The organism is Thaumasiovibrio subtropicus (assembly GCF_019703835.1).
GTDB classification, from domain to species: Bacteria; Pseudomonadota; Gammaproteobacteria; order Enterobacterales; family Vibrionaceae; genus Thaumasiovibrio; species Thaumasiovibrio subtropicus.
Genome location: NZ_AP023054.1, coordinates 901,251 through 912,320, shown reverse-complemented (window position 1 = coordinate 912,320; position 11,070 = coordinate 901,251). Strand labels below are relative to the sequence as shown.

The following is an 11,070-nucleotide window of genomic DNA, read 5'->3' as shown; positions in this document are numbered from 1 at the left end:
TATACTCACTCCACCTCAATGTGCTTGTTCAGTGGGAGAAAAACTCGATATAACTCAGCGCATCATGATTTTACGCGCCGCTTGAAGGTTAGCGAATTCATCCATCTGACGCTGTTCACGCTGTTGCGCCAACTTGTTTTTTTCCGCTTGTTTCTTTTCCAGCAGCCACTCTACACTGCGCTTTTGTTGACGCTTTTCTTCGAACGCGGCTTGGCACTCCACAACTTGCTCTTCAAAGTGAGCACCCGCTAACTTTTGTTTTGCTAACGTTTCATCCAACTGGTTAATGAAGCGCTGAAGGTGGCTGTATTCGCTTGCAGTCAGTCCAGCCTGACCTCGCGCTGTCATCTGAGAAAAATAATCTAGTCGATACTGTTCGATTTGCGCCACTTGTTCGTGATAGTTCGCTAACTCAACTTTGGCACGCTCTACTGCCAGCAGTGCATCTCTCTCGTCTTGTTCCGCGCGCTCAAGGATAAGTTGTAATGCATTATCTGCCATAGCTTGCTTCTCAATAAGAACCTAAAAACATCATCTCCAACTCAACCAGCAGGTTGAAGCGTGGCCCGCAACATATTGACGCACATTTCGTAATTCACCACCTCTTTCATGCCTTGCTGCAAGTATTGATCCAGTCTCGGCTTGTAGGAGAACGCCTGATCGATCGCTTGGTCTGTACCCGGTTTGTAAGCACCAATCGAGACTAAATCTTGGTTTTTGCGGCAAATGGAAAGAATCTGACGTGAAGCTTTCGCCATCAACATGTGTTCATCATCAACAATATTCGGCATCACACGACTCACCGAACGTTCAACATCAATGGCTGGATAATGCCCCGCATCGGCCATCTCGCGAGACAACACAATATGACCATCCAAAATCGCCCGCGATGCATCTGCAATCGGGTCTTGGAGATCGTCACCTTCCGTTAAAACGGTAAAGAAGGCAGTGATAGAGCCTTGATTTTCATTGCCATTACCAGCCCGTTCGACTAACGCAGGCAGTTTAGCAAACACGGAAGGCGGATAACCCTTGGTTGCGGGAGGCTCACCAACAGACAAGGCGATTTCACGCTGTGCCTGCGCAAAACGGGTCAACGAGTCCATCAGCAATAAAACATCTAAGCCTTGGTCACGAAAATACTCCGCGATCGTCAATGCGGTTTGGCAACCTTTTAAGCGCATCAGAGGTGATGCATCGGCTGGAGCCGCCACAACCACCGCGCGCTCACGACCTTCTGTACCGAGAATTTCATCAATGAATTCTTTTACTTCTCGACCACGCTCACCAATCAGCCCAACCACCACCACCTGTGCGGTGGTACCTCGTGTCATCATGCCGAGCGTGACCGACTTACCGACACCGGAACCCGCAAACAAACCGATACGTTGCCCTTTGCCCACCGTCAGCATGCCATTAATCGCCTTGATGCCCACATCAAGCGGCTCTTTGATCGGCTTCCGTGCTAAGGGGTTAATAGGAACGGCATTGAAACTGGCTTGCTGCTCAGTAAAGATTGGCCCAAGGCCATCTAAAGGCTTACCCACGCCGTCAATAACGCGACCGAGTAGTTCCGGCCCTACCGATAGGCCATGCTCTTCACTGATCGGGGTCACTTTCGCGCCGGGGACAACCCCAGTTAGAGGCTCACTCGGCATCAGGAACAGCGTGTTATCGGCAAACCCAACAACCTCTGCTTCCATTTTCCCACTCAAGGTTTCAACTTGGCATAAGCTACCGACGGGCGCACTGCAACCGACGGCTTCCAAGGTTAAACCAATCACACGGACTAACCGGCCGGAAGCTACCGGTTTGGTAATGAGACTTTCTGTCTTGTAGTTAGCGAGTCGCTGAGCGAGTGTTTGCGTCATACAGCATCTTGTCCCATACCGTTATGACCTAAGAAGTTATGAAGTAGCTCTTTGACGCGATTTGCCATCAAGTAATCGACTTGTGAGTCTTGCGCTTGAACAACCACGTCACCGCGCTGTAAGGCTGGCTCAGCAATCAGCACCCAATTGCGACCTTCGAGGTTGGCTTTGCCATAAGCCTCTTCCACCAATGCCAAATCTTCAGGGTGAAGCTGTAGGCTGGTTTTTCGCCCTGCAATCGGCAAAGAGGCGATCGCTTCACGGAGCGTTTTAAGGATTATCTGTGGATTCGTCTGCAATTCCACTTGGAACAGCTCACTGGCAAGCTGCATGACCAAATTGACCATCTCTTTTTCGACTTGCTCATCCACTTGTGCCATCGGTGCTGCTAGTTTATCCGCTAAGGTAACAAGCTGCTCGGCTTGCGCGGTAATAGTTGCTTGACCTTCTTCAAGACCTTTTTCAAGGCCTTCAGCCTGACCGGTCTCTAGCCCTTTTGCATGCCCTTCAGGCTCACCGGCTTCAAAACCAGCCTGATACCCTTTCGCTTGGCCATCAGCAAACCCCTCATCATAAGCAGACTGACGGATTGTATCGAGATCCGCAGCCGTTAGGGGCGCGGGCATCTCTTCCTGTTCTTCCGGCTCTGGTTCGGGCGCTTGCCAATTAGGATCGTAATTAAGCGCGGTTTCCCGTGGCAGCTCATCCACTTCACCATAATCAGGCAAATCCCACTTAGCGAGCTCTGGGTTTTGCTCTTCCGTGACTCGGATGTAACCGCGACGACGATCAAAGGCCATAACCGCTCACCTTACAAGAATTCATCTGCGCCGCCGCCAGATGCCAGCATAATTTCACCTGCATCGGCCAAGCGTCGAGCAATAGAAAGGATCTCTTTCTGTGCGGCTTCCACATCTGAGACGCGAATAGGCCCCATGGCTTCCAAATCATCAGCCAGCATTTCAGCAGCACGTTTCGACATGTTACGCATGATCTTATCGCGCAAGCCATCATCTGCACCTTTAAGCGCCTTCTGAAGCTGCTCTTGAGGCACATCACGCAGCAAAGCTTGAATGCCACGATCGTCCACTTCGGCAAGGTTTTCGAAGACAAACATCAGGTCTTGAATTTGCGTCGCCATGTCTTCGTCGTTGTCGCGAATCTGCTCCATCAACAAACCTTCGACATTGTTGTCGAGGTAGTTCATGATCTCCGCTGCAGCCTTCAGGCCACCAATTTTCGCCGCTTGCGCACCCGCCTGACCAGCGAACTGCTTCTCCATAATCTCATTCAACTCATGCAATGCCGCAGGTTGAACTTCTTCCAAGTTAGCGATACGCATCATCAAATCGAGGCGGACACGTTCAGGGAACTGAGACATGATTTCGGCCGACTGCTCAGGCTCCAGATAAGAGAGAACAATGGTCTGAATTTGGGGGTGCTCATTAACAATGATGCTGGCAACTTGACGCGGATCCATCCACTTCAATGAATCCAATCCTTTTGAACCACTTCCCATCAGGATTTGGTCAACGAGGTTGCTGGCTTTATCTTCACCCAAGGCAGCAATCAGAGCTTTCTTAACAAAGTCCTCACTGCCCATACCAATTGAGGTGTATTTCTGAATCTCTTCGATAAAGTTGCGATGCACCGCGGCAACTTTACCCTGATTAAGATCTTGCATGGTGGCCATAGCACCACCAACACGCTGTACTTCTTTAGGCTCCAAGTGACGAATGATCGACGCGGCGTCTTCTTCACTCAAGCTCAATAATAGGATCGCTGCGCGGTCAATACCGCTCAAGGTTGCAATATCAAATGGGGCACCTTCTTCGCCCGGTGCTAGATCATCAGCCATCGTTCGTCACCCAACTTTTCACTACTTGTACTGCGAGATCCGGTTCGTTCGCTACCAGCGCCCGTACCGCTTTCAACAAGTCTTCATCTTTATGTAAGTTTGGCAGATCAATTGAGCTGCTGCTAAATTCAAAGCCCTCGATGCCATCAATGTCACTGCCAAGTAGGCTAATTTCGTTGTCTTGTGGCAGAGGGAGACCATCAGGCCCAAGTGGCGTGCCATCTTCAGCCACATTCGGGTAGAGCAGTTTGCGCATGGCAGGACGAATCAGTACCAGTACCACGACAATCATCACTAAGGCGGCTGCAAGCCAGCGTATCCAGTTATTGAAGTTCGGATGATCCCAAATCGGAACATCGCCAATTTGATCCATTTCTGGTGAAACAAACGGCACCGAAATCACTTCAATCATGTCACCACGCATATCTGAGAAGCCGACACCGCCCATCAGCAAGCGACGAATATTCTCTAGCTCAGCTTCTGTGCGTGGCACCATGCTCATTTCGCCCGTTTCAGCGTTCACTTCTGGGCGATAGTTCACCGCAACAGACACGGTTTGACGGTCGATAACGCCTGTTTGACCGCGGCGATGACTAATCGTGGTATCAAGTTCAAAATTTCGGGTCGCTTCACGGTGTACAGAACCACCCGTGCCCGTGCCATTCTGCATATCAATGACATCTTGCGGAATCGACGAATCTACCGGTGGTTGATTACTTAACGCGCCTGGAATACCCGCAACACGGCTGCCGTTGTTGATGTCTTCGAGGGTAAACTCGCTTCGCGTCGCAGGTGTTTCAGGATCAAAGCGTTTGCGCGTCTCCTCGACGGCACTGAAGTCCATCGAGACATCAACCTGCGCGGTGTAATTACCAAGGCCGAGTACAGGGATGAGGATAGAATCTATCTTATCGCGCAAGTTCGCTTCTTGCTTGCGCACCATCTCGTACTCTTTGCGGCGTGCCATTGCAGTGGCATCTTGCGTACCTGAACTTAGCAAACGACCATGTTGGTCAGTCACTGTCACTCTTGCAGGTGTCAGCCCGGGCACGGCTGTAGCCACCATATCAACAATGGAGTCGACTTCCTCTTGGCCTAAGGTTGCCCCTGTGCGTAGGGTAAGAAATACGGTTGCCGATGCATCTTGGTTGTGACGTACGAAGACGCTTTGCTTCGGCATCGCCAATAACACCTGCGCCTTACTGACTTGGCGTATCTGTTCAATGGCGCGCGCTAACTGGCGTTCACGGCTCAACTTAAGGCGTTCTTGCTCTAAACGTTGCGAGACACCAAATCCCATATCGTTAAGCAAGATATCATCACCCGCCTGTGTACGTGTGTTCAGTCCAGCGCGAGTGAGGTTGAGTTGAAGCGAGGCATATTGGTCGACAGGAACACGAATCGTATTGCCATCGATGCTGTATTCAATTTTTTGTTGATCGAGATAGTCGAGAACGGGGATCAGTTCCTCGGTTTCATAAGTCCCGAGCGGACGCATTTCTGGCGTTTTAATCCAGAAGAAGAGCATGACAATCAACGCCACACAGATGGCGACAGAGAGCACCAAGATAATCTGTCTGACGATATCAAGATCACCCAGCAACCCTTCCATCTTAGACGAACTCGTCTCATTGATGTCTAGGTTCTGGCTATCTAGCGTATCGTCGACCGTTGCAGGGACGGCTGCTGCATCGCCAGCCACTGCAAGATCTTGTTTCACCGATTCCTCTGCCACTGCATTCGTCCTAACTCTGACTTAACTACTCAACATGACTAACAATGTCGATTAAACCGGCATGCTCATCAGTTCTTTGTATGCTTCAACTAACTTGTTGCGCACTTCTACCGTGGCTTCAAATGCCACACTAGATTTATTTCGCGCAATCATCACATCTGACAGTGACACTGAGCGATCACCGGAATCAAAACGTGTTTGAAGCTGACTAGATTGCTTTTGATGGTGATTGACCGTGTTGATGGCATTGGACAACAAGTTGCCAAAGTCTTCACTCACTTGCTGGCCTGTTGCTGGGCGCGTTGTACTTTGTGCTTCCAAACGCATGCTTGCCATTTCTGCTTGAAGATCACTCACTTTCATTTTCGCATTCCTTCTAGTGCCAGAACCTTGGCGCTACCGCCTAATACTACTGTTACTGCAATTTTAACGCCAACTTTTTTAAGCGTAATTTGTCCACATAAGATCAACAAATTGCCTGTTAAGCTGGGATATCGATCCCAGCATCACGCATCTTCGCAAGCTTATATCGCAAGGTTCTTGGACTAATCCCCAAGCGTTCTGCCACCTCTTTGCGGCGTCCATCACACGCTTTAATCGCATCAAGAATGATATTGAACTCCTGAGATCGTAATTCGCTACCTAACCCTTCTGCGCCATTGGTTGCTTGAGCGCTCTCTTCTGGGTGAGCAACCGGCGCAACCGTCGGCGCGACACCTGTTGGCGCTGCGACGATAGACTGCTGCCAATCGCCACCTTCTAGCAAAATATGTCCCTGCTCAATCGGGCCATTGCCTGCCAGAATCAAGGCACGCTGCATTACATTATCCAGCTCTCGCACATTGCCCGGCCACGGATATTCGAGCAAAGTGTGTTGCGCACATTCGCTGATAGTGACAATCGCACTGCCTTGCTTGCTGCAATGTCGTTCAATCAAGTGATTAGCCAAGGGTAAGATATCGCCTGGGCGGTCACACAGTGCTGGCCACGTGAGTGGGAATACATTCAAGCGGTAGTAAAGGTCTTCTCGGAAGTTCCCTTCAGCGACGTGTTGGCGTAAATCGCGGTTACTGGTCGCCAGCACCCGTACATCCAACTTGATGGTTTTGCGGCTACCAAGTCGTTCTACTTCGCGCTCTTGAAGCACACGCAGTAGCTTGGCTTGGAGGTTAAGATCCATCTCACTGATCTCATCCAGTAAAATCGTTCCGCCTTGTGCCTGCTCAAACTTACCCGGACAAGCTTGCACCGCGCCGGTAAATGCCCCTTTCTCATAGCCAAACAATGTTGCTTCCAGCATATTGTCAGGGATCGCCGCGCAGTTAATCGCCACAAAAGGCTGTTCTTTACGAGGAGAATGCTGATGTAGATGGCGAGACAGCACCTCTTTACCACTACCACTCGGGCCAAGGACCATGACGCTTGCTTCAGTCGCTGCCACCTTCTCCGCCAAGGCCATTAACTGCAAGCTTTTTGGATCGGCCACCACCGTTTGATGGGTCTCCGTTTTCACTGGCGCATAACGGCTCACCATATTGAGCAACACTTCCGGCGCAAAAGGTTTGGCCATGTAATCAATGGCTCCCTCTTTCATTGCCACCACGGCATCTTGGATGTTGGCATAAGCCGTCATCAACAACACAGGCAGTTTCGGCCAATTGTTTTTAATGGTTCGCAATAGCCCGAGACCATCCATGCCCGCCATCTGTACATCAGAAATCACGATATCGACCGCATGTTGTTTCAATAACACAATCGCTTGTTCTGCACTGTCAGCTTCTATCCATTCATAGCCGGCTAGAGAAAGCGTGTCGACCAGCGCCTCGCGCAAACCTTCATCATCTTCAACAACTAATACACGACTCTGATTCATGACTGACCTCCGGTCTGAATTGACGCAAGTAACGGGAGCGTTAGACGAAATGTTGCGCCTTCCCCGACTTGAGATTGAATTGTTACGACACCTTTATGTGCCTTAGCGACCATCTGCACAACGGCAAGACCTAGTCCTGTTCCCTGTTGGCGCGTTGTAAAAAATGGCTCTAGAATTTTCTCCTGCATTTCAGCCGAAATACCGGGGCCATTATCTATCACTTCAATCAAGAGCTGCTCATTTTTTACAACACAGTGCAAGGCAACGCGACATTCGTTTCCAGCAACTTGAATCGCATTCACAATCAAGTTACTGATCGCACTCGCTAGCGCGTTAACATTGCCTAAAACCTGTTGAGATTCATCATCGCAATCGATGCTGAAATCAACGTTATGACGTGCGATGAGGGCATCGACCATGCTTTCTACTTCATTTAGCAGATCTTCGATGGAAAAAGGTGCAACAACCTTGTTATCGCCCCCTTTTGCGAACAACAACATGTCGTTAACTTGCTTTTCCAGATCATGCAGGCGATCAACTAACTTACCTTGAAAGCGTTGTCTGGTTGGTGCATTGATATTATCTGCCCCTAAATTCTGCGCATAGAGCAACGCACTGGATAAGGGAGTACGAATTTGATGAGCAAGCGAAGCGACCATCCGGCCTAAAGAAGAAAATCGCTGCATGTCACTGACTCTCGCCTGCAGCAAGCGCGTCTCTGTCATATCAGTGATCAAGATCAATTGGCCACTGTTCGACGCCGAAATTGCTAACTTGACCTTTTTGCCATCGCGCAATGAGATTTCATGCCCATCGTCTGCCTTCGGGTCGAAGGAGCGCTGAATGATCTCATACCATTTCTCACCGACAAGTGGCGCACCAAGTAAACGCTCAGCTTCGGGGTTCGCCTCTGATATGCCTCCTTGAGGATCCAGCAAGATAACGCCTGCTGGCATAGCATTCATCACTTGTTGATAGCGCGCAACTTGCGCAGACAACTCATCCAATTGCGTAGCGACTTCCACTCTGACCCCGCGTTCCCATTTTGACACATCTGATTAAGGTCATATTAAGCATGAATCGTACCAACTGAAAAAAGGCTTTTTTTTGATTTAAATACAGAAAGTTACATTTATTAATCACATAAAAAAAGGGAGTCATAAAATTGACTCCCTTATGTAATCATAGCGAAAAATACGCTTAATCTTTGCCGAGTTGGTACTTTCGCATCTTCTCAACTAGCGTTGTTCTACGCATACCCAACATGTCTGCTGCACGTGCAACTACCCAATCTTGAGCTTCAAGCGCCTGAGTGATCATGTCGACTTCTAACTCAGCCAGTAACTCTTTCAAGTTTACCCCTTCTGGAGGTAACTCAGACAGTGACCCAGCGCCACTGAAGTCATCAAACTCATCATCGAAACTATCAGCAAACATATCAGACAGCGCTTCTCGCTCTGCCATTTCCGTATTGCCATAGGGCTCTGGCTCAAAGTCCGGCACATCCCCATAGCGATACTTAGCTGGCAACTGATTAATATCAATCAATCCATCCGGACAGATGATCGACATGCGTTCAATCAGATTTGCTAACTCACGCACATTGCCAGGCCAATCATGAGACATCAGAGATTTAATTGCGCGTTGGCTAAAACGCAGTTGGTTGTTTACCCCTTCCGCTTCCATTCGCGCAAACAGCTCTTGAATGAGCAAAGGAATATCTTCCAATCGCTCACGCAGCGCTGGCATCTCAATCGGGAAGACATTTAATCGATAAAAGAGGTCTTCGCGGAATGTCCCCGCATCGATCATCGTTTCGAGATTGCGATGTGTCGCGGCGACAATACGCACATTGACTTTAATGCTCTTGTTGCCACCCACTCGCTCGAAGGTACGCTCTTGAAGTACACGCAACAGCTTAACCTGCATCGCGGCTGGCATATCACCGATTTCATCGAGAAATAGCGTCCCGCCATCAGCCAGTTCAAAGCGCCCTTTACGTGCAGAAATCGCGCCTGTAAATGCGCCTTTTTCATGACCAAAAAGCTCACTCTCCAGCAGATCTGGGGGAATCGCACCACAATTAACAGGCACAAATGGCCCATCACGACGAGTTGAATGATAGTGCACGTTACGTGCAACCACTTCTTTACCTGTACCAGATTCACCTAAGATAAGCACATTGGCATCACTGCTCGCAACTTGCTCTATCATTTGACGAACTTGGACAATCTGCTCGCTACTTCCCACCATACTACGGAATAACGGAGAACGACGCCCAAGGGTCGGAACTGGGCGAGTCACTTGCCCTAAGAACTCTTGGCAATGACGCAGCGCTTCAGAAAGTTGATGATAGTTCAGTGGACGTTTTAGCTCACCGACATAATTAGAGAGAGAAGAAAGCGTGTCATGATGCTCTTGATAACCAATTAGTGGGATATGCTGTTCTTTGAAAAGCTTCTCCAACGTTGGTATCAATTGCTTTTTCGCGGTGATCTTACCAATGAAACAGGCACACCATGTACGAGTAGATAGCGTCTCATCGACTTGCTGCAACGGCACAGCCTGACACTGCTCACCGACAAAGTCGAATATGACACTCAGATCGTGACGACTTTGTGCATCATCATCGATAACGAGGATCTTTGCTACACCTTGCATTGAAAAAATTTGCCTGCCTTTATTACATTATTTGTTCTTGGCTCGTATATCCAAGTGCGACAAGATACTTTAATTCGGCCACCCAAAATTCGTTATTATCTTATCACTTACTCAGCAATTTGAAGAACGCAGTGACAATCGAGATACACCGTACATTAAAATGAAAACGGCTTCACCTTGAGATAGATATGCCACTGAATTCATTAAGCTGAAGTAACTTGGGTATAATGCTTCAACAAAAAGTCATCAAGTTAATGTCTATTGTAATTAAACAGCGAGATATGGCAACCGAGGACACAAAAAAGCTGTGACCTCAGCTGGATAGATGAAAAATAAAAATTGGACAATTATTCAACAAAATTCGTTAGAGCGTGGTACTCCTCGGGAATTTGATCCCAAGCAGACTTAATTTCACGCAACATTTCAACCACATCATCAATGGGTTGTGGATTATTGTCTTGGTTTGCCAAGGTGATCTGACGAATCATAAAATCATACAGTGCGTCTAGATTTTCAGAAATCTCTCCGCCCTCTTCCATCGACAAACAGGCGCGTAGACTCATCACGATATCCAACGCTTTACCCAGTCTTTCGCCTTTCTGTGCAACCTCGCCCTGTGACATTGCCGCTTTGCCTTGGATCAGACGCTCAATGGCCCCCGCCATCAGCATCTGAATAACGCGATGCGGCGATGCGGATGTCAACTGACTATCAATCGACACCTTCTTGTAGGCCTTTAGGGATCCTCTCATTGCCATAGATTTGGTCCTATCTTTCTTAGCGAAATTTATTGTACAACTTAACCGAACGTTGTCCGTGATTAATCTGCTTTAACTGCGATTTCATCTCGGACTGTTTGACTGACATTGCGGCAACTATCGCTTCAGTGCGTTGCAATGCCTGCTGCCATTCAATCGGATCTACCGTCGGCAGTGCCGCAATCTCATGCAACAACTGTTGCCGACGTTGGATTAACTCCATTAATTTTTCTTGCAAATCTTGTGCCTCTTTTGATTCATTGAGGCAAAGATTTATCTGCTTATCTAACTCAGACAGCTGATTCATTAACATG

At 48.6% G+C, this 11,070-nt stretch carries 11 protein-coding genes; all 11 read right to left on the bottom strand.

Annotated elements, in window-relative coordinates; all coding sequences use genetic code 11:
* Positions 1 to 54 precede the first annotated feature (54 nt).
* On the bottom strand, positions 55 to 501 hold the full coding sequence (fliJ, locus tag TSUB_RS04330; RefSeq protein ID WP_087021513.1) for a flagellar export protein FliJ: 447 nt from the start codon (positions 499 to 501) through the stop codon (positions 55 to 57).
* Positions 502 to 542: 41 nt separating this feature from the next.
* Entirely contained in the window at positions 543 to 1,871 is a 1,329-nt protein-coding gene (gene fliI / locus TSUB_RS04325) for a flagellar protein export ATPase FliI (protein ID WP_087021515.1), read from the bottom strand.
* On the bottom strand, positions 1,868 to 2,671 hold the full coding sequence (gene fliH / locus TSUB_RS04320) for a flagellar assembly protein FliH (protein WP_087021518.1): 804 nt from the start codon (positions 2,669 to 2,671) through the stop codon (positions 1,868 to 1,870). The genes fliI and fliH overlap by 4 nt, the downstream gene beginning before the upstream one ends.
* A gap of 11 nt (positions 2,672 to 2,682) precedes the next feature.
* Positions 2,683 to 3,729, bottom strand: coding sequence for a flagellar motor switch protein FliG (gene fliG, locus TSUB_RS04315; RefSeq protein ID WP_087021521.1), 1,047 nt, complete (start codon positions 3,727 to 3,729; stop codon positions 2,683 to 2,685).
* The gene (gene fliF, locus TSUB_RS04310; RefSeq protein ID WP_087021524.1) at positions 3,722 to 5,464 is read right to left on the bottom strand and encodes a flagellar basal-body MS-ring/collar protein FliF; all 1,743 of its coding nucleotides are present in this window, start codon (positions 5,462 to 5,464) and stop codon (positions 3,722 to 3,724) included. The genes fliG and fliF overlap by 8 nt, the downstream gene beginning before the upstream one ends.
* A 51-nt stretch (positions 5,465 to 5,515) precedes the next feature.
* Positions 5,516 to 5,827, bottom strand: coding sequence for a flagellar hook-basal body complex protein FliE (gene fliE, locus TSUB_RS04305; protein ID WP_087021527.1), 312 nt, complete (start codon positions 5,825 to 5,827; stop codon positions 5,516 to 5,518).
* Positions 5,828 to 5,945: 118 nt separating this feature from the next.
* The gene (locus TSUB_RS04300) at positions 5,946 to 7,337 is read right to left on the bottom strand and encodes a sigma-54-dependent transcriptional regulator (RefSeq protein ID WP_087021530.1); all 1,392 of its coding nucleotides are present in this window, start codon (positions 7,335 to 7,337) and stop codon (positions 5,946 to 5,948) included.
* Complete coding sequence (locus tag TSUB_RS04295; RefSeq protein ID WP_087021627.1) at positions 7,334 to 8,302, bottom strand: sensor histidine kinase; 969 nt, start codon at positions 8,300 to 8,302, stop codon at positions 7,334 to 7,336. Before TSUB_RS04295 ends, TSUB_RS04300 begins: the two co-directional genes overlap by 4 nt.
* A 235-nt stretch (positions 8,303 to 8,537) precedes the next feature.
* A complete protein-coding gene (locus TSUB_RS04290) occupies positions 8,538 to 9,998 on the bottom strand; it encodes a sigma-54 dependent transcriptional regulator (protein WP_087021533.1) in 1,461 nt (486 codons plus the stop codon).
* 347 nt (positions 9,999 to 10,345) lie between these two features.
* Complete coding sequence (fliS, locus tag TSUB_RS04285; RefSeq protein WP_087021631.1) at positions 10,346 to 10,750, bottom strand: flagellar export chaperone FliS; 405 nt, start codon at positions 10,748 to 10,750, stop codon at positions 10,346 to 10,348.
* 25 nt (positions 10,751 to 10,775) lie between these two features.
* Positions 10,776 to 11,069, bottom strand: coding sequence for a hypothetical protein (locus TSUB_RS04280; RefSeq protein WP_087021537.1), 294 nt, complete (start codon positions 11,067 to 11,069; stop codon positions 10,776 to 10,778).
* Position 11,070 lies beyond the last annotated feature (1 nt).